The following is a 19752-nucleotide window of genomic DNA, read 5'->3' on the forward strand; positions in this document are numbered from 1 at the left end:
TCAGGCGGTGACGGGGACGACGGAGATGGCGACGGTGCCGCCGTCGCCGACCTCGCCGGTGTAGCCGCCGTCGACCGCGCCGAACGTCAGCCCGATCGCCAGCACCTCACCCTTCACGAACTCCTCGTGGGCGCGTACCGCCGCCATGACCTCGTCCGAGGCGGACAGGGTCAGCGCGATGCGGTCCGACACCCGCAGATCCGCCTCGCGGCGCGCCTGCTGCACGGCCCGCACGACGTCGCGGGCCAGGCCCTCGGCCGCCAGCTCCGCGGTGACCTCGGTGTCGAGCAGCACCACGCCGCCGGAGACCGGGACCGCCGAGGAGCCGGCCTGCGCGACCAGCTTCAGCTCGTACTCGCCCTCCTGCAGGGTCACCCCGGCCGCCACCGGAGCGCCGTCGACCAGCGACCACTCCCCCGCCTTCACGGCCTTGATCACCGTCTGCACGGCCCCGCCGACACGCGGCCCGAGCGCCCGCGGCACCACCGTCAGCACCTGCTCGCAGTGGGCCGAGACGTCCTCGGTCAGCTCGACCTTCTTCACGTTCACCTCGTCGGCCACGAGATCCGCGAAGGGCCGCAACCGCTGCGCCCCCTGCGCCGCGACGGTCAGCGTCGACAGCGGCAGGCGTACGCGCAGCCCCTGGGCCTTGCGCAGCGACAACGCGGCCGAGCAGACGTCGCGTACGGCGTCCATGGTCGTGACGAGGTCGTCGTCGGCCGGGAGTTCCCCCTTCGCGGGCCAGTCGGCCAGGTGCACCGAACGGCCGCCGGTCAGGCCGCGCCAGATCTCCTCCGCGGTCAGCGGCGCGAGCGGCGCCACCACCCGGCAGAGCGTCTCCAGCACGGTGTACAGCGTGTCGAACGCCTCGGCGTCGCCCGCCCAGAACCGGTCCCGGCTGCGGCGCACGTACCAGTTGGTCAGCGCGTCCAGATAGGACCGGACCGCGGCGCACGCCCCCGAGAGGTCGTACGCGTCCATCGCCGCCGTCGCCTTGCCCACCAGCTCCTCGGTCTTCGCCAGCACGTAGCGGTCGAGCACGTTCGTGCTGTCCACGCTGCGCCGGGCGGTGTGGTCCGCGGCGTTGGCGTACAGGGTGAAGAAGTAGTAGACGTTCCACAGCGGCAGCAGCACCTGGCGTACCGCGTCGCGGATGCCGGACTCGGACACCGGCATGTCGCCGCCGCGCAGCACGGGCGAGGCCATGAGCATCCAGCGCATGGCGTCCGCGCCGTACTTGTCGAACATCTCGTACACGTCGGGATAGTTGCGCAGGCTCTTGGACATCTTCCGGCCGTCCTCGCCGAGCAGGATGCCGTGCACCACGCAGCTCGAGAACGCCGGCCGGTCGAACAGCGCCGTGGCCAGCACGTGCAGCGTGTAGAACCAGCCGCGTACCTGCCCGATGTACTCGACGATGAAGTCACCGGGATAGTGCGACTCGAACCACTCGCGGTTCTCGAACGGGTAGTGGACCTGGGCGAACGGCATCGAGCCCGACTCGAACCAGCAGTCGAGCACCTCCGGTACGCGGCGCATCACGGACTTCCCCGTCGGGTCGTCCGGGTTCGGCCGGGTCAGCGAGTCGATGAAGGGCCGGTGCAGGTCCTGCACCTCCACGCCGAAGTCGCGCGTCAGCTCCTCGATCGAGCCGTACACGTCCATGCGCGGGTACGCCGGGTCGTCCGACTTCCACACCGGGATCGGCGAGCCCCAGAACCGGTTCCGGGAGATCGACCAGTCCCGGGCGTTGGCCAGCCACTTGCCGAACGAGCCGTCCTTGATGTGCTCGGGCGTCCAGGTGATCTGCTGGTTCAGCTCGACCATGCGGTCCTTGAACTGGGTCACGGCGACGAACCAGCTCGACACGGCCATGTAGACGAGCGGGGTGTCGCAGCGCCAGCAGTGCGGGTAGGAGTGGGTGTAGGTGTCCTGCCGCAGCACGACGCCGCCCCGGTCCTTGAGCTCCCGGATCACCGGCTTGTTGACCTCGAAGACCTGCTGGCCCTCGTAGGTGGGCACGAGCGAGGTGAACCGGGTGTGCGCGTCCACCGTCACGATCGTCGGTACGCCGGCCGCGTTGCACGCGTTCTGGTCGTCCTCGCCGAAGGCGGGCGCCAGGTGCACCACGCCGGTGCCGTCGGAGTCGCTGACGAAATCGGCCGCGAGCACCTGGAACGCGTTCTCGCCGGCCTGCTCGACGAGGTAATCGAAGAGCGGCACGTACCGCCGGCCGGCCAGTTCGGCCCCGGTGACCTCGGCCACCTGCGCGTACCCGTCGAGCTCCTTCGCGTACGCGGAGACCCGGGAGGAACCCATGATCACCTTGTCGCCGGACTCGTTCTGGAGCACGGCGTAGGTCAGGGCCGGGCCGACGGCGAGGGCGAGGTTGGACGGCAGGGTCCACGGCGTGGTCGTCCAGACCGCGATCTTCTCGGCCTTGTTCCCGTCGGCGTCGAGCAGCTGGAACAGCACGTGCAGGGCCGGGTCCTGCCGGTCCTTGTAGACGTCGTCCATCCGCGTCTCGGTGTTGGACAGCGGCGTCTCGCACCGCCAGCAGTACGCGAGCACGCGGAAGCCTTCGTAGATCAGCCCCTTGTCGTGCAGGTTCTTGAACGCCCACATGACCGATTCCATGTAGGGCTTGTCGAGGGTCTTGTAGTCGTTCTCGAAGTCGACCCACCGCGCCTGCCGGGTGACGTAGCGCTCCCACTCGTTGGTGTAGCGCAGCACGGACTCGCGGCAGTAGTCGTTGAACTTCTCGACGCCCAGCGCCAGGATCTCGGCCTTGGTCGTGATGCCGAGCTGCTTCTCGGCCTCCACCTCGGCCGGCATGCCGTGGCAGTCCCAGCCGAACCGCCGCTCGACGCGCTTGCCGCGCATCGCCTGATAGCGCGGCACGACGTCCTTGGCGAAGCCGGTCAGCAGGTGGCCGTAGTGCGGCAGGCCGTTGGCGAAGGGGGGGCCGTCGTAGAAGACGAACTCGTCGTCGGCCGGACGGCCGTCCACCGACGCCTCGAACGTCTTGTCGGCCGCCCAGAATTCGAGCACCTTGCGCTCGACGGCGGGCAGGTCGGGGCTGGCGGGCACGCCGCCGAGCGCCTCGTGCAGGGGGTACGCCATGAGTGGTCCTCTCTCGCGTACAGTCCGGTCACTGTGCGCGAGGACGAACAGCCCGGCCGGGCCGCCCGCGGTACCACCTCGCTTGCCCGGTGACGTACGCCGGGCCGCTCGTTGTCGGCTGTGACGGGCCGCCCCGTCCGGTTCTACCGAGCCCACCGGGGTACGGCGGGCTTTTCTTCCGGAGGCTCACCGGTGATCGCCGGGTCGATGCCTGTGCGACCAGGATACCCCGGGCCGCACCTGGATTTCAGGAGCCCCGCAGCGCCCTGAGCGTGGCCTGGTACGCCGGCTTCGGCTGGTCCTGCGTATCGAAGAGGCAGGCCGCGCCCCAGCCCTTGTAGTTCGCGTCGATCCAGCTCAGGGCGTCGCTGAAGCCCCACACCGTGATCGACGCGCAGGCCGGGACGGCCAGGCAGGCGCGGACCGCGGCGGCGTACTGGGCGGCCTGCTGGTCGAGCGTCGCCGGCGTGGTCGGCAGCTGGATGCGCACGTCCAGCTCGGTGATCGCCACCTTGATCCCGAGCGCGGCGAACCGCTGCAGGTTCGCCTTCATCTTCGCCAGCGGCGTCGTGGACTGGATGTGCGTCTGGAAACCCACCCCGCCGACCGGTACGCCCTCGTTGCGCAGCTGCCGGACCATGTTCAGCAGGGCGTCGGACTTCTTGTTCGCCACCTCGATGCCGAAGTCGTTGATGAACAGCCGCGCGCCCGGATCGGCCTCGTGCACCCAGCGGAAGACGTCGGCGATGTAGTTGTCGCCCAGCTTCCGCCGCCAGATCGAGTCGCGCGGCGTACCGTCCGGGTTCAGCGGCTCGTTGACCGCGTCCCAGGCCCAGATCTTGCCCCGGTAGCGGGCCGCGACCGTCTGGACGTAGGTGCGCACCTCGTCGCGTACGACGTCGGGCGGGGTGGACTCGTTGACGAACGTCGGCACGTTCGAGTGCCACAGCAGCGTGTGGCCGTAGACGACCTGGTCGTGCGCGGCGGCGAAGGCGATGATCCGGTCGGCCGTGGCGAAGTCGAAATCGTCCGGCGTGCGCTGGATCTCGGTCCACTTCATCGCGTTCTCGGCCGTCACCGAGTCGAACTCGCGGGCGACGAGGTCGGCGTACCCGACGTTGTCGAGCAGGGTCGGGCGCATCGCCGTTCCGATGTGGACACGGCCACCGGCGCTCGTACGCAGCGACGCCGCCGCGGCCGAGGGAGAAGCGCTCACGGTGGGCGTCGCCGGGGGGTTGGCCTCCACGCGGTCGTGACCCGACGGCGACATCCGCACGATCACCACCACGACGACCGCGACCCAGACCACGACGAGCGCCGCGGCCACGGCGAGCACGCGGGTCGAACGGGAGCGGCGCAGCGGCCCGAGGCGCAGCTGCGGACGCACCGACCGCGGCCGGCCGGTGGGACGGCTGACCACCTTGGCCCGGCCCTGGTATCCCACGTCGGCAGCTGTTCCTCTCGTCGGCTTGTGTCCCAGGAGCCTATCCGAACCGGACTCATCTCCTCATACCACCGGTCGATCATGGTCTCCGGACGGGCGGCGGCCGACCGGCCGCGGGGTGGCGTGAGCTCGCGACCTCTAGACTGGCCCGGAAGACCTTTCCGGCCGCCACCCCTCCCGGAGCCTCCATGTTCCTTCGCCGTTCCGTCGTCCGCCTGGGCGCGTCCGCCGCCGTCCTCGCCGCGCTCGCGCTGCCGGCGGCCGTGCCGGGCCCGGCCGCGGCCGCGGCGCCCTCCTACACGCTGGAGGAGCGGGCCACCGCCCTGACCACGCCGTCGCTGATCTACATCGAGGCGCGGTACGCGGGCTTCGTGCGGCTGCGCTCGACCGGGGCGCTGGTCTACCCGAAGCAGATCGTCATGCGCTTCTCCTGCACCGGCGTGGTCGTCGACACCGCCGGGTACGCGGTGACCCCGACCTACTGCCTCGACCCGGGCATCGAGGTGCTGCGCCAGCGGGCGTTCGCGGTGGTCGCCGGCAACCTGGTCGCGGAGAAGAAGCTGGCCCCGGACAAGGCCGCCGGCTACGCCCGGGACCTCGTCAAGAACGCGGTCTACACGACCGAGGACAAGACCCGCAACGCGGAACTGTCGGTCTACGTGCAGCGGTTCTCGGCGACCGCGAGCGCGACGACCCCGATCACGGCGACGATCGCCGACCGGCTGCCCATCCGCGACGGCAACGCGGCCCTGCTGAAGCTGTCGGTGTCCGGGCTGCCCGCGGCCGTCCTGTCGGCCACCCCGCCGGCCGCCGGCGCCTCCATGTACGCGTCCGGCTTCACGACCGCCGACCGCTCGGCGAACGGCAAGCCGGCCGACGGCGCGTCGTTCTCCGTCCGGTCCCGCCAGACGGCCATCGTCGGCGAGGTCGGCGGCCAGGGCCGGCTCGACGGCGACCTCGGACCGGAGTCGGCCGGCGGCGTGCTGACCGACTCGGAGGGGCACGTCGTCGGGCTGCTGAACGCGAACTTCCCGACCGACACCCGGCCGGTCATGGTGACCACGGTCGCCACGATCCAGCAGCTGATGACCGATCAGAAGATCGACAACACCGGGGCCTCGACGGACGACGCGTACCGGCAGGGCATCGACGCGTACTTCGGCGGCCGGTACTCCGACGCCATCGCCCAGCTCGACAAGGTGCTCGCCGAGCAGCCCGACAACCGCACGGCGGCCGACTACCGGCGCCAGGCCGCGGACCGGATGAACATCGAGGGCAGCCAGCCGGGCAGCTCGGCGATGCCGGTGTGGCTCGTCGGCCTGCTGGCCGCGATCGGCGGGGCGCTGCTCATCGGCATCATCGTGATGGTCGTGCTGATGCTGGTACGCCGCTCGCACCGGGACCGGGCGGCCGACGAGATCCTCGTGCCGATCTCGATCAACCCGTTCTCGCCGACGTCCGGCATCCCGCAGAGCGTCCCCCCGATCTCGGGCGGCGGCTATCCCGAGTACCCGACGGCCCCGTACCCGCTGACCCAGCCGCAGCCCGCCACGCCCGGCGCGATGATCCCGCAGCCGCCGGTCCAGCGGCCGCCGATGGTCCCGCCGCCGGTCGCGGCCCAGCCGGAGCAGGCCGCCGCGCAGCAGCTGCCGGTCCCGCCGCTGTACCCGGCGCCCCAGGAGACGGCCGCCGCACCGGTGGCCCAGCCCGTCGCCCCGCCGGTGGCGCAGCCCGAGTCCGAGCTTCCGCCCCTGCCGGCCCAGCAGCCGCCGGCGGTTCAGCAGCCCTTCGTTCAGCAGCCGGTCGTTCAACAGCCCTTCGTTCAGCAGCCGGTCGTTCAGCAGCCGTTCGCCCAGCCCGCGGCCCAGCAGCCCGCAGTCCAGCAGCCTGTGGCGCAGCCGCCCGTGCCGCAGCAGCCTGTGGCGCAGCAGCCCGTGGCGGCTCCGCCGGTGGCCCAGCAGCCGGAGGCGTACCAGCCCATCTTCCAGCAGCCGATCTTCCAGCCGGCCGCGCCGCCGCAGGAGGCCGTGACGCCCGCGCCGCTCGTGGCACCCCTGCCGCCGGTGGCGTCGGAGCCGTCACTGCACACCTTCCCGGTGCCGCCCGTGGTGGAGCAGCCGCCGGCCCCGCTGCCGGTCCCGGCGGACTTCGCCGATTTCGCCTGGCCCGAGGACGCCGACGAGCCGCCGGCCGACGCGGACGAGACCAACACGGGCAACCCGTGGGCGCCGCCGCCGTCCGGCGCGAGCCGCTGACCAGCACATAAAGAACGCCCGGCCGGTGATCCGGCCGGGCGTTCTCGCGTACGGCGGCTCAGGAAGTCGCCTTCCAGTCCTTCACCGTGTCGTCCGCGATCGCCTTGTACAGCGCCGCGTCCTGGGCCTCGTCGGCGAAGACCACGCTCTGGCCCGACACCATGCCCGTGCCCTTGCTCGGGTTCGTGATGAACCGCAGCTGGTCGCCGGAGATGCCGCGCAGGTCCATGGCCGTGTCCACGACCGAGAAGCCGCGGTCCACCGTCAGCGTCTGCGCGCACGACTGGAGGAAGTCGCTGAGCTTCAGCGGGTTCGCCAGGATGCCCGCGGTGGTCGCCTTGTTCAGGATCGCCCGCAGCACCTGCTGCTGGTGCTCGATCCGGCTGAAGTCGCCGTTGCTGAACTGCTTGCGCTGGCGGGCGTAGTCGAGCGCCTCCTCGCCGTTGAGGTGCTGGCGGCCCGCCTGGAACACCCGGAACGGCGCGTGGATCGAGGTGAACGTCTTGTCGATCGTGACGTCGATGCCGCCGATGGTGTCGACCACCTTGGCGAACCCGGCGAAGTCGATGACCGCGACGTGGTCGATGCGTACCTTGGTGATGGACTCGACGGTCTGCGTCATCAGCGCGATGCCGCCCCAGGCGAACGCCGCGTTGATCTTCGCCGTCACGCCGCCGTGCTGGCCGTCCGCCGACTTGGGGATCTTCACCCAGGTGTCCCGCGGGATCGAGATGAGCTGCGCGGACTTATGGTCGGCCGAGACGTGGGCCAGGATGATCGTGTCCGTACGCGATCCGTCCAGCTCCGGGTTACGCGAGTCGCTGCCCAGCATCAGGATGTTCATCGCGGCGGTGACCGTCTTGACCGGCCGGTCCTGCTCGGGGATCTGGGCCAGGTCGTCGACGTGCGTGACGGTCGAGTTGTCGATGTGGCGAACGTACTGCCAGCCGGCGATGGCGCCACCGGCCGCGAGGACGACGAGGATGACACCGACGATCAGGACCACCTTCGGCCAGCGGCGGCGCTTGGCCGGCGCGGTCTCGGCCGGGGTGCCGTCGGGGGCCGCGGTCGCTTCGTCCGAAACGGTCGGGGTGGCGTCGGGGGCGTCCGTCGAGGGCGCGTCGGGGTAGGTCACGAGGATGGATTATGCCTCAGCACCAGGCTCCCCCGGGGCCGCGCAAACGGCTCGTTACATGTGGTACGTCGGGTCCGGCCGGTCGTGCCCCATGATGATCACAGCCGCGGCGGCCGGGGCTGCCCCGCCCGGTCCACGATGGTAACCTCTGCCTGCCCTCGGACCGCGCCGTCGACGGGGCCGTGATCGGGCCATCGCCACAGCTGTCCTGCCCTCGGGCCGCGATCAGGAAGGATGGCCAGCGCAATGTCCCTCGCTTCGCCGGCCGGCCGCACCACCGCCCGCCGGTTGAGCAGGTTGCTGTCCATTGTGCTCCTCGCACTGCTCGCGATCCTCCTGGTCGAGGTGTTCCTGGAGACGTGGACGCAGGTGCTGACCGGTCCGACGAGCACCGATCCGCGGGTGAACCTCGAACTGGCCAGCCAGTGGCCGAAAACACTGAAGAACGCCCTCTACTTCGGTCTCGCCGCCGTCACCTTCGCCAAGATCGCCGTCGACCGCCGCTGGAAGTCCTTCCGTACGCCGGCCGACCTGGCCCTGGCCGCGCTCGTCGTGGTGCTGGTGCTGGCCGGCCTGGTCAACGGCTCGTCGCCGAAGCTCATGGCCGACGCGCTCTTCGTCTACCTGCGCGGTGCCCTGGTCTTCTACGCGTTGCGGTCGGCGGACGTGACGCCCCGCACCGGACGCCGGCTGATGACGGTCGCCGGGGTCCTCGTCGGCGTCAACGTGCTGCTCGCACTCCTGCAGATGATCATCGGCGAGCCGGCGTACCGGATGCTGGGGTGGGTCGACCTGACGTGGGCCGGCCAGTACCGCGCCCAGGGCCTGCTGCCGCACCCCAACCATCTCGGCCACGTGCTCGGCCTGGTCCTGCTCGGCCTGCTGGCCTTCATGGTCAGCCGCCCGCTGCCCCGCTGGTGGTGGGCGGTCCTGGTGCCGCCGGCGATCGCCCTGTCCGCGACCCAGTCGCGCGAATCCCTGATCGGCGTCGTGCTCGGTGCCGTCGTCATCGGACTCGTGGCGCGTACGCCGCCGAAGAAGATCGTGGTGTTCTGCCTGGTCATCGTCGCGTGCACGGGCCTGCAGATCGTGGCCCGGCCGGCGAACCGGGCCGAGTGGGAACGGCGTATCGGCAACGTCTTCACCGCGTTCCGCCATCCCGCCAGTACCACTTCGCACCAGCCGGTCGCGTCCAAGCCCGCGACCACGCCCCGGCCGTCGCCCCAGCCGGAGGAGACCACGTCCGCGGCCCCGTCGGCCCGGCCGTCACGCTCGCCGTCCAAGGCCGCGAGCCCCACGCCGCAGGTGAGCCACTCCCCCTCCCCCGCGCCTGTACGCGAGATCCGCGTCCTCTACTTCCAGCAGTCCTTCGAGCTGTGGCAGAAGCAGCCGCTGCTCGGCTTCGGCATCGGGCAGTTCGGCGGGGTCGTCGCGCAGAAGAACAATCCGGACTGGGACAAGAACCCGAAGTTCGGCCCCAAGGGCTTCAACCGCTACGGCTTCCAGGCCGTCCAGATCGACTCGTTCTGGCTGCACCTGGGCATGGAGGCGGGCCTGCTCGGACTGCTCGCGTACGCGGCGTGGCTGTGGATGCTCGTCCGGCCGCTGCTGCAGTCGACGCGGTCCACCGGCCGGGAGCGGCGCCGGCCCCGGGATCCGCTGGTGCTGTGGGCGATCGCGGTCATGCCGTTCGTCGCCCTGGTCGCCGTCCTCTCCCCGGCCTATGAGGATCCGCTGCTGCCGCCGCTGCTGTTCGGCATTCTCGGCTTCGCCTGGTGGTCGCTGGAGTCCGCGGCACAGGCCCGGCTGCGGGCGCTGACCGCCGAGACCACCCAGCTGCCCAGCATGCGGGACGGCCGGGCCGCCGACGAGACCGTGATCCTCAGCACGGACGAGATCCGGGCGCTCGCCCGCAACCCCCGCCGGGACGAGCGGATCAACGGCTCCGGAGCACCGCAGCCCTGATCAACAGGGGTCGGCCGTCATCTGCCATGGCGGACAGTCCACTCTCCCCGGCGGGTCCGACGTCCGGTCGTAGCTCTAGCCCGCATTTCTGAGCAGCGGCTATACTCAGGCGGCCACGGGGAGGCAACGACGCACCTATCTGTCAATTTCGATTGACCTCTCCTCCGTGTCTTCGCCGACGAAGAGGAACAGAGTAGAAGCATGTCCGGACGCAGCGGGGGACCCGAAGAGCGAGGCCGAGACCGGCCGGGTCGGTACGGGCTGCCATGACGGCGGGCCGGCCGGTGACGCCCTTCCCACCGGACAGCGTGGACGTGACGGCGCAGGTGCCGCGGCAGTTGCAGGTGCACGACGTCCGGGCGCCGGCGGAGACGATCGACCCCGCCACGCGTACGCCGGTGAAGCCGACCTTCTCCGTCTGCATCGCGGTCCGCGACCGCTCGGCGCTGCTGGTGAACTCGATCCAGAGTGTCTTCGCGACCGGGGCCGCTGACGTCGAGGTCGTCGTGGTCGACGACGGCTCGGGAACCCCGTCGCAGGAGGGGCTGGCCGACGCCGGCCTGCTCGCCGACGAGCGGATCCGGCTGGTCCGGCGCCCGGCGCGCGGCATCGCGGCGGCCCGCAACACCGCCCTGGCGGTCGCCCGCGGTCGCTACATCACCGTGCTGGACTCCGATGACGAGCTGACCGCCGACGCGTTCGACCACCTGCGCGGACTGTTGGATGCGACCGGCGCGCCCTGGGTCTACACCGACTACGAGGAGATCACGAACAGCTCGCAGCGGGTGATCCGGATGCCGGCGTACCAGAGCCCTCCGGAGATGCTGCGCGCCGTGCTGACCCGCCCGCGCCTGCCGTTCAAGCACTCCGGCATGACCATCGACCGGCGGGTGCTGACCGACCTCGGCGGCTACAACGAGGACATGCGCATCAAGGTGGACGTCGAGCTCGTGCTGCGCGCGCTGCGGCACGACATCCTGCCCGTCCGCCTCGGCGAGCCGGTCGTCAAGTTCCGCCGGCACGACAGCAACATCAGCCACAAGCGCCTGACCGGCCTGGGCGCCTGGTACGGGCTCATCTCGGAGTACGCGCCGCGGCGGTCCCGGCTGCGGATGAAGGCGTACCGGACGGCCAGCGAGATCGCCAAGTGGGGCGTCAGCGCCGTCGGCCGCTGAGAATCGGCGCCGGGCCGCTCAGAGGTCGCGCAGGAACGCCCGCGGATTGTCGGTGAACATCTCGTTGGCCAGGGCGTAGTCGTCGGGCCGTCCGATGTCGAGCCAGAATCCGTCGTGCCCGCGGCTGTTGACCCGCTGACCGTCCGCGAGCAGGTCGAGGATCAGTTCCGGCATGTCGTACCGCCCGGCCGGTACGCGTTCGAGCGCCGCCGGCGACATCGCGTACGCGCCCATGGAGACGTCGACGTAGAGCGTGGGCTTCTCGTCGTAGCCGATCACGTCGCCGTTGGGGTCGATCTTCAGTACGCCGAGGTCGATCTTCTCGGCGCGCGAGAAGGTGCTGATGGTGACCAGCGTGCCGGCGCGGCGGTGGGCCGCCATGAGCGCGGTGAAGTCGAGGTCGGTGAGCAGGTCGCCGTTCATGACGAAGAAGTCCTCGTCGAGCCGGCCGGCGAGCTGCCGCAGCGGGCCGGCGGTGCCGAGCGGTTCTTCCTCGTGCAGGTAGTCGATTTTCAGGTCGAGCCGGTGCCCGTCCTCGAAATACCCCTCCAGCAGGTACGCGAGATGTCCCGTGAGCAGGGTGACCTCGACGACGCCGTGCGAGCGCAGCTGCCGCAGCAGGATCTCCAGGATCGGGATGTCGCCGACCGGCATGAGCGGCTTGGGGAAGCTGACCGTGAAGGGGCGCAGGCGGGTCCCCCGGCCGCCCGCCAGGATCACCGCTCTCATACCGTGTACCGGTCCACGTCGTACTGATGCAGGTGGTCGCGGACGTACGCGACGACCTGGGCCAGGCCGTCGCGCAGCCGGACGGCGGGCGTCCAGCCGCACAGCTCCTTCGCCTGGGCGTTGGCCGCGATGAGCTCGAAGACCTCGCTGCGGGCCGGCCGCAGCCGGTCGCCGTCCGCCACGATCTCCACGTCCGGCCGGCCGGCGATCTCCGCGATGAGCCGGGCGAGGTCGCCGATGGTGATGCCGGCGCCGTTGCCGATGTTGGTGGCCCGGCCGACGCACGCGTCCGTCGCCGCGACCGCCATGAAGCCGGCCGCCGTGTCGGTGACGAAGGTGAGGTCGCGTACCGGGCGCAGGTCGCCGAGCGAGATCTTCTCCCGGCCGGCCAGCACCTGCGACGCGATCGTCGGGATCACCGCGCGGGCGCTCTGCCGCGGCCCGTAGGTGTTGAACGGCCGGATCGTGGCGACCGGGGTCTCGAACGAGCGGAAGAACGACTCCGCCAGCGCGTCCGCCCCGATCTTCGACGCCGAGTAGGGCGACTGCGGCTGCAGCGGGTGCTTCTCGTCGATCGGCGTGTACAGGGCCGTCCCGTAGGTCTCCGACGTCGACGTGTGCACCATCCGGCGTACGCCGAGATCGCGTACCGCTTCGAGGACGTTGAGCGTGCCGGAGACGTTCGTGGCCACATAGGACGCCGGCGCCACGTAGCTGTACGGGATCGCGATCAGCGCGGCCAGGTGGAACACCGTGTCGCAGCCGTCGACGGCCCGGCGTACCGCGAACGGGTCGGTGATGTCGGAGGGCACGATCTCCAGGTCGGCCCGGACGTCCGGGTCGACCTGCGCCAGCATGCCGATGTCGGAGCGGCCGTTGTAGCGCACCATCGCGCGTACCTCGGCGCCGGACCGGACCAGCCGCTCGGTGAGGTGCGAGCCGATGAAGCCGCCCGCGCCCGTCACCAGCACCCGACGGCCCGACCAGTCCTCGACGTGGCTCGTCACAGACATCTCCTTCTCGTCATCCCCGCGCGACGTCCGCGTACAGGTCTTCCAGGCTGCGGCGCAAGGGAATGGCCGCGGTCCACGCGGTCAGCTCCCCGATCCGACGGGCCGACCCTACCTGGCGGGCCACCGGCCCGGCCCCGGGCAGCACCTCCACCACCGACCAGTCCAACCCCGCCACCTGCAGCAACGTCTCCAGCACCGCCCGCACGGCGACCGGCCGCTGCGAGCAGATGTTCACCGTCGGCCCGCCGAGATCGGCCGCCGCCAGATCCGCGTACGCGCGCGCGACGTCGCGTACATCGGTGAAGTCCCGAATCGCGTCGATGTCGCGGACGGTGACCTTGTCCGCGGACCCGGCGGCGACGGCGGCGACCTTCCGGGCCAGCGCGCCGGCGACGGTGGCGGCGGTCTCACCAGGGCCGACGTGGTTGAAAGGCCTGGTGGCGACCAGCTCGAAGCGGTCGTCGGCGCTCAGCCCGCGGGCGATCGCCTCGGCCGCGCACTTCGCCCAGCCGTACGCGCCGGCCGGCCGCAGCGCGCAGTCCTCGGTCAGCGGTGCCGCGCCCGGGTCGAGGGCGCCGTACTGGGCGGACGAGCCGGCGAGCACGAGCCGGCCGCCGTTCGCCCGCAGCGCGGCCGCCAGGTTCGACACGGGCCCGACGGTCGCCTCGACCAGCCGGTCCGCCGCCGGTACGCGTTGCGGCGTCGCGGCCGCCAGGTGGATCACGACATCCGGGCGTACCTCGTCGAGGAGCCGGGTCACACTGTCCAGATCGGACAGATCAGCGGCCACGTAGCCCGGATCGGCGCCCGGTGTCCGGCCGGTGCGCACGACGTCGAACCCGCGCTCGGCCAGCAGCGGTGCCACGTACCCGCCGACCCAGCCGCCGGCCCCCGTCACCAGCGCCCTCGTCATCCGGCGAGGACCTTCCGGTAGATCTCGACGATCCGCTCGGCGACCCGGCGCTCGTCCAGCCACGCGCAGCTCTCCCGGCCGTCGGCGCGTACGCGCTGCATCAGCACGTCGATGGTCCGATCGGCCAGCGTCGAGACCAGCTGGCGGCGGCTGTGCGCGGGATCCTCGTGCTTCGGGAACGGCACGACCGCGCTCGGGTGGACCCGGCGCAGCACCTCGGTCACGTCGCCGACGTCGACCGAGACCACGGGCAGCCCCATCGCGGTCGCCTCCTTGACGACCGTCGGCGAACCCTCGCTGCCCTCGCGCGAGGTGAACAGCAGGACGTCGGCGGCGTCGTATTTGCGTACCAGCTCGGTCGCGGGCTGGCCGGGCGCCGAGAGCACCAGTTCCCGCACCGGTACGCCCCGGCGGCGCAGCTCGGCCAGCACGTCGGCGTACACGTCGTAGCCCTTGACCGGGCGCTTCGGGTCGCCGCCGAAGAGCACGACCGGATCGGTCTCCGGGAGGTCGTACTCCTGCCGGACCGCGCGGCGGTCACCCGGGGTGAACAGGTCGAAGTCGACACCGTTGGCGACCACGTGGCCGGCCGGGTCGCCCGCGGTGTCGGCCAGCCGCTGCGAGACGTAGATCCGCGCGGCCGTGCCCGACCAGCCGAGCTTCGTCGCCATGCGCTGCTTGGGCGCGTTGATGTCGCTGCCGTAGAGGGACAGCACCCGCGGCGTGCGCCCGATGCCCCGGGCGGCCAGCGCGGCCAGTCCGTAGTGGATGTGCACGAGGTCGTAGCCGCCGTCCTTGACCCGGGCGCGGACCCGCGGCGCGGCCGAGACGTAGTCGAGTTTGCCCCGCGACTGCGCGACGACCTCGACGTCCACCTGGTGGCCGAGGGCCCGGACGGCGGTGACCTGGCGCTCCACGAAGATGCCGCGGTAGCTGCCCTCCTCCGGCCACAGGTTGGTGACGGCCAGAATGCGCAGTGGTTCAGTCACGTCGGATCCTCCTGGAGCTGGGCGCGCGGTGCGACACGATGCCGGCGCGCTGCCGCTGGGCGGGGATGACGGCGGCCGGCCCGGACCGCCGGGCGCCCGACCGGACCTGCGCGACGAGCCCCTTGATCTCTCCCAGGAACAGCACTCCGGCGAGGACGGCCCCGACTGCGGCGGCCACTGGTCCCCACAGCGTGCTCTGCAGGACGGGCAGGGTGGTGAGCACTCCGGTGACCGCTACGGCCGCGATGCTCTTGGCCAGCGGGCCGAACCAGGACATGCGGTGGATACGCCAGACCGCCGACAGCGGGATGAGCGCCGTCACACACGTCCCGACGAGGTATCCGATGCCGACACCGGTCGCGCCGTAGGGTCCGCCGAGGACGGCCACCACCCCCAGGCCGACCAGGCACCCGGTCACCGCGGAGGCGACCGGGACACGCGTCTGCCGGGGCGTACCGCTGGCGAGCACGTTGACCGCCGGCACCTGCAGTACGCCGAAGAAGCACGCGCACAGCATCAGCCGCAGTACGCCGGCGCCGCGCGCGTACCCGGAGCCGCCGAAGATCGTCAGGATCAGCGGCGCGGCGAGGAGGCCGACGACGAAGACCGGGGTGAGCAGGGCGGCCAGGCCGCGCGTGGACAGGTCGACCTGGCGGCGGATCGCGGCGTGGTCGCCCGCGCCCTGCGCGCCGGCCATCGCCGGGAACAGGGCCAGCGCCATGGCCCGGGGCAGGAAGTAGAGCGGCGCCACGAGGGCGACGGCCGCGACGAAGTGCGCCACCTCGTCCGGCTCGGCGAACCGGTCCGCCAGCAGCTGGGTCGCCTGCAGGAAGCCCGCGCTGGCCAGGGTGCCGATGCTGCCGAGGATGGTGAAGACGACGACCTGGCGCCGGTCGAAGGGTCCGGTGCCGCCGGTGTGGCTGTTCCGCCGGTGCCGCCGCAGCTGTACGCGGGCCAGCACCACGAACGCGAGATAGCCGATCGCGAGCGGCAGCAGGTACTGGGTGGCGCCGGTGACGACGATCACGATCGTGCCGGCGACGGCCAGGCCCGACGTGCACAGTTCCAGGCGGGCGTACTGCGGGACGAGGCCGTGGCCGTACATGGCCGCCTTGTCCACTGTATACAGCGAGTACGCGGCTGTGAGCAACGCCACCGCGAGGGCGTCCGCGGGCCGCAGGTCGTAGAGTTCCGCCGCCGCCCAGGCCGCGCCGGCGCCGAGGACCACGGAGGACACCAGACCGAGCCGGCCCAGGAACCGGTGCACGGCCCACGCCGCGGCCGGATCGCCGGCCCCCCGGTGGAAGGCCACGAACTTCGAGTACGCGCTGGAGACGCCCCCGGGCAGCACCAGGCTGGCGATCATCGTGGTGGCCAGCATCGTCCCGACGAGACCATAGGTCTCGTGATCGGTGGCGTGGCTGACGAGCGAGCCGTGGACCAGCCGCGTCAACCCGACCGCGACCAGCGCGAGCATCGACAGCGCGCCGGCCTTGAGCACGCCGATCGAGCCGCGCGCGGCGGGGGCGGGCACGGTCGCCTCACCCTCCGGCCGGTCGGACGGATGGTCGTGCGTCATGGTCATGCGCTGTGCTTCCCCGCGGTCGGTCGACACCGTCGCAGATCGTAGTCCACCGGCGGCCGCCCTGGGTATCCGTCCCGAGTTGCACGGATCCGTACGAGGACGGCGTATTCGGAGTTGTGATCCCTCTCGTCGAATTCCGCCCGAATGCCGCTAGGCAAAACGCCGACCCGGCCGCTAGCCTCCAGAGCGCCGGACCCCTGACCGACGGACTTCTCCGGCGCGAAAGGAATCCGGCGGTGTCCACCCACGCGCGTCCTTCCGGGGCCGGACCTGCCGGGCCCGACGTCATCACACCCTCGAACGGCGTGGCCCGCGCCGCCTTCGGCCGCTCCGGCGCGCACCGCGTCACCTGGCACCGCAACTACGTCATCTGGTTGCTGGCCTTGGACTTCATGTGCGCGCTGGCCGCCAGCCGGACCGCGATCACGCTCTTCCAGCGGGCCGACGCGGGCTTCGGCAAGGACGAGGTCCTCTCCGGCTCGCTGCGCGCGTTCACCCTGGTGGCCAACCTCGGCATGCCGCTGGGCTGGGTGCTGCTGCTGGCCGCCTGCGGCGCGTACGACCGGCGGGCGCTGGGCACCGGCACCGAGGAGCTCAAGCGCCTCATGCGGGCCACGCTCGCCATGGCCGCGACCGTCTCGTTCCTGGCCTTCGGCTTCAAGAAGGACCTGTCGCGGATGACCGTCGTCGTCGTCATCCTCGCCGCCATGTGCTACACCCTGCTGGCCCGGCTGATCGCCCGCTGGGTGCTGCAGATCATCCGGCGTACCGGCACCGCGGCCTCGCACCGGATGCTGCTGGTCGGCCGGCTGCCCGACGCGCTCGCCGTCTACGACGTCGCCACCCGCAACCGCGGCGCCGGGCTGCTGCCGGTCGCCATCCATCTGCCCGAACCGCCGCTCGCCGGGCAGGTCCCCGAGACACCCGTTCCCGTGTACGCGGGCTGGGACCTGGTCCCACTCGTCCAGGAGATCGACGCCGACACGATCGCCATCTGCGGCCCGGCCAGCCTGGAGTCCTACGAGTTGCGCCGGCTCGCCTGGCAGATCGAGGGCACCGGCCTGGACCTCGTCGTGGTTCCGCAGGTGACCGATGTCGCGGGGCCGCGCGTACACGTCCGGCCGGTGGAGGGGCTGCCGCTGCTCACGGTCGAGGAGCCGACGATCTCCGGCCTCTCGCTGGTGGTCAAGATCCTGCTCGACCGGTTCGCGGCCCTCCTCGGGCTGCTCGCGCTCTCGCCGTTCCTGCTGCTGATCGCGTTGTCCATCAAGCTGTCCGACCGCGGCCCGGTCTTCTTCCGCCAGCGCCGGGTGGGCTACCAGGGCAAGACGTTCCGCGTCTGGAAGTTCCGGACGATGCACACCGACGCCGAGGCCCGCCTCGCGGCGCTGCGCGACAGCAACGAGAGCGACGGCCTGCTGTTCAAGATGAAGGACGATCCCCGCGTGACCGGGGTCGGCCGGTTCCTGCGGTCGTTCTCCCTGGACGAGCTGCCCCAGCTGATCAACGTACTGGTCGGCGAGATGTCCCTGGTCGGGCCGCGCCCGCTGCCCACCGACGACGAGAGCTTCCAGGGCGACGTACGCCGCCGCCTGCTCGTGCGCCCCGGCATCACCGGACTGTGGCAGGTGTCCGGTCGCTCGGATCTGAGCTGGGACGAGTCCGTCCGGCTGGATCTGTACTACGTGGACAACTGGTCGCTCGCGTACGACCTCGGGATCCTGTGGCGGACGGTGTGGATCGTGGTCGGCCGCCGGGGCGCGTACTGACCGGTCAGTCCTTCGCGATCCAGGTCGGGTGGTTCTGCACGAAGTCCGCCATCGTGTCGTCCCGGGCGGCGTGGAACATGTCCAGGCTGTCGGGGGTGAGCTTCTGGCAGGACGAGCCGTCGGGGCACTTGAGCGACGCGTACTGGCCGCCGTTGGTCTTCAGCATCTGCATGTCGCCGATGTTCATGCCCTTGAGCATGAAGATCCAGTCGGTCAGGCCGACCGCGCCGGGGTCGACGGTGAGGGTGTGCCCGGTCGCCGTGAGCAGGCCGTTCAGCTTCGAGACGTTCGTCATGCCCTGGCTCATCGCCTCCTTGGCGACGGCCTTGAGGAACTGCTGCTGGTGGCGCTGGCGGTCGTAGTCGCCGCCCGAGGTGTGCCGCTGCCGCACGAAGTCCAGCGCCTGCCACGGTTCGAGGTGGCGGCAGCCCTTCTCATACGTCATCGCGGTGCCGCCGCCCGTCGCCAGCAGCTGGCCGTTCGTGTTCATGTGGATCGAGGTGACCTTCTGGTCGATGCACATGTCGACGCCGCCCAGCGCGTCGACCACGGCCTCGAAGCCGGCGAAGTTGACGATGGCACCCGCGTTGAAGTGCAGACCGGTGACCGAGCTGATGGTCTCCGCGAGCAGTTCGAAACCGCCGGTACGCCCGCCGCCGTTGTCGCTGCCGTGCTGGAAGGCCGCGTTGATCTTTTCGTTCGAGCCCTTGAAGCCGGTCTTCGGGAACGCCGGGATCTGGGCGAGGGTGTCGCGCGGCATCGACAGGAAGTACGCCGCCGTGTGCGCCGCGTTGATGTGGAAGATGATGATCGAGTCGGCCCGCGTACCGTCCGGGTCGTCGGTGACCGTGCGCTCGTCCACGCCCATCAGCAGGATGTTCACCGCCCCGTCGAGCGCGTGGGCCTTGTCGACGGGCGCGCTCGCACCGCCGAGCATGCTCTCATGCTGGACGGAGTTCTCCACCTCGCCGAGGAAGTACTTCGCGGCGATCAGCGCGCCGGAGCTGGCGAGCACGATGAGCGCGCCGAGGACGGCCACGATCTTCGCCCACAGTGGACTCTTGGCCTTCTTCCGCTTCCGTTTGCGGCCGGCGGATCCGAGTTGGTGGGAGGACCGGCTGGAGCCCTGATCGCGGTCGCGGATGGCGGCAGGCATGGACTCCCCCGTCTTTCGTTGCGTTCCCCCGGCGGTCCCGCCCGGCGTACGCGACGGCGGAAACCTCGATCCGGGTTACCGTACTCCTGCGGCCGGGCGGCCGACCGCCCGCCGGGGCTCGCAGCGACGAACGGCCGCGGTCCCGGGTCGGGATCCGCGGCCGTACAAGCGGTCGGTCAGAGGGCGGGGCGGCCGAGTCCGCGGTAGGTCCACCCGGCGGCGGCCCAGGCCGGTCCGTCGAGGCAGTTCTTGCCGTCGACGACGAGCCTGCGGCCGGTGATCTCGCCCAGCGACACCGGATCGGCGTTACGGAACTCGGCCCAGTCGGTCAGCACGCACACCAGGTCCGTACCCGTCACCGCGTCGGTCAACGACTTCTCGTACGCCAGCTCCGGATGCACCCGGCGGGCGTTGTCGGTGCCCTGCGGGTCGTACACATGCACATCCGCCCCGGCTTCGGCCAGCATCCCGGCCACCGCCAGAGCCGGCGAGTCACGGACA

General features: G+C 71.2%; 14 protein-coding genes. 4 read left to right on the forward strand and 10 right to left on the reverse strand.

What is annotated here, in order from left to right; translation table 11 throughout:
- Positions 1-3123, reverse strand: a complete 3123-nt coding sequence (gene ileS / locus G401_RS0102585) for an isoleucine--tRNA ligase (protein WP_027341281.1) — start codon at positions 3121-3123, stop codon at positions 1-3.
- 247 nt (positions 3124-3370) lie between these two features.
- On the reverse strand, positions 3371-4567 hold the full coding sequence (locus G401_RS42930) for an endo-1,4-beta-xylanase (RefSeq protein WP_051366024.1): 1197 nt from the start codon (positions 4565-4567) through the stop codon (positions 3371-3373).
- A gap of 188 nt (positions 4568-4755) precedes the next feature.
- Here G401_RS42930 and G401_RS58225 point away from each other — a divergent pair, with 188 nt between their 5' ends.
- On the forward strand, positions 4756-6822 hold the full coding sequence (locus G401_RS58225; RefSeq protein WP_051366025.1) for a hypothetical protein: 2067 nt from the start codon (positions 4756-4758) through the stop codon (positions 6820-6822).
- Positions 6823-6880: 58 nt separating this feature from the next.
- Here G401_RS58225 and G401_RS42940 read toward each other — a convergent pair whose 3' ends face one another.
- A complete protein-coding gene (locus G401_RS42940) occupies positions 6881-7957 on the reverse strand; it encodes an LCP family protein (RefSeq protein ID WP_051366026.1) in 1077 nt (358 codons plus the stop codon).
- A 246-nt stretch (positions 7958-8203) separates the two neighbouring features.
- Here G401_RS42940 and G401_RS0102605 point away from each other — a divergent pair, with 246 nt between their 5' ends.
- A complete protein-coding gene (locus tag G401_RS0102605; RefSeq protein ID WP_027341282.1) occupies positions 8204-9922 on the forward strand; it encodes an O-antigen ligase family protein in 1719 nt (572 codons plus the stop codon).
- 284 nt (positions 9923-10206) lie between these two features.
- Positions 10207-11097: a glycosyltransferase gene (locus tag G401_RS52250; protein ID WP_211240642.1), complete on the forward strand. Its 891-nt coding sequence runs from the start codon at positions 10207-10209 to the stop codon at positions 11095-11097.
- An 18-nt stretch (positions 11098-11115) separates the two neighbouring features.
- Here G401_RS52250 and G401_RS0102615 read toward each other — a convergent pair whose 3' ends face one another.
- Genes G401_RS0102615 through G401_RS0102635 form a run of 5 tightly spaced genes read right to left on the reverse strand, consistent with a single transcriptional unit; the run spans position 11116 to position 16326 of the window.
- Positions 11116-11826 carry a nucleotidyltransferase family protein gene (locus G401_RS0102615; RefSeq protein WP_027341284.1) on the reverse strand — a complete coding sequence of 237 codons (711 nt, stop codon included), beginning with the start codon at positions 11824-11826 and terminating at the stop codon, positions 11116-11118.
- Positions 11823-12833: an SDR family NAD(P)-dependent oxidoreductase gene (locus G401_RS0102620; protein ID WP_027341285.1), complete on the reverse strand. Its 1011-nt coding sequence runs from the start codon at positions 12831-12833 to the stop codon at positions 11823-11825. Before G401_RS0102620 ends, G401_RS0102615 begins: the two co-directional genes overlap by 4 nt.
- Positions 12834-12849: 16 nt before the next feature.
- Positions 12850-13752: an NAD-dependent epimerase/dehydratase family protein gene (locus G401_RS0102625; RefSeq protein WP_027341286.1), complete on the reverse strand. Its 903-nt coding sequence runs from the start codon at positions 13750-13752 to the stop codon at positions 12850-12852.
- A complete protein-coding gene (locus tag G401_RS0102630; protein WP_027341287.1) occupies positions 13749-14741 on the reverse strand; it encodes a glycosyltransferase in 993 nt (330 codons plus the stop codon). Before G401_RS0102630 ends, G401_RS0102625 begins: the two co-directional genes overlap by 4 nt.
- Positions 14734-16326 carry a lipopolysaccharide biosynthesis protein gene (locus tag G401_RS0102635; RefSeq protein ID WP_027341288.1) on the reverse strand — a complete coding sequence of 531 codons (1593 nt, stop codon included), beginning with the start codon at positions 16324-16326 and terminating at the stop codon, positions 14734-14736. The genes G401_RS0102630 and G401_RS0102635 overlap by 8 nt, the downstream gene beginning before the upstream one ends.
- 287 nt (positions 16327-16613) lie before the next feature.
- On the opposite strand from G401_RS0102635, the gene G401_RS0102640 reads away from it, so the two are divergent.
- Complete coding sequence (locus tag G401_RS0102640) at positions 16614-18095, forward strand: sugar transferase (protein ID WP_027341289.1); 1482 nt, start codon at positions 16614-16616, stop codon at positions 18093-18095.
- Positions 18096-18099: 4 nt separating this feature from the next.
- Here the strand turns inward: G401_RS0102640 and G401_RS42950 are convergent, their stop codons facing one another.
- Both G401_RS42950 and G401_RS0102650 read right to left on the reverse strand, forming a co-directional pair.
- A complete protein-coding gene (locus G401_RS42950) occupies positions 18100-19251 on the reverse strand; it encodes an LCP family protein (protein WP_051366027.1) in 1152 nt (383 codons plus the stop codon).
- A 176-nt stretch (positions 19252-19427) separates the two neighbouring features.
- On the reverse strand, positions 19428-19752 hold a 325-nt coding region (locus tag G401_RS0102650), incomplete at its 5' end, for a UDP binding domain-containing protein (RefSeq protein ID WP_027341290.1).

Origin of the sequence: Hamadaea tsunoensis DSM 44101 (assembly GCF_000428945.1) — a bacterium.
Taxonomy (GTDB): Bacteria; Actinomycetota; Actinomycetes; order Mycobacteriales; family Micromonosporaceae; genus Hamadaea; species Hamadaea tsunoensis.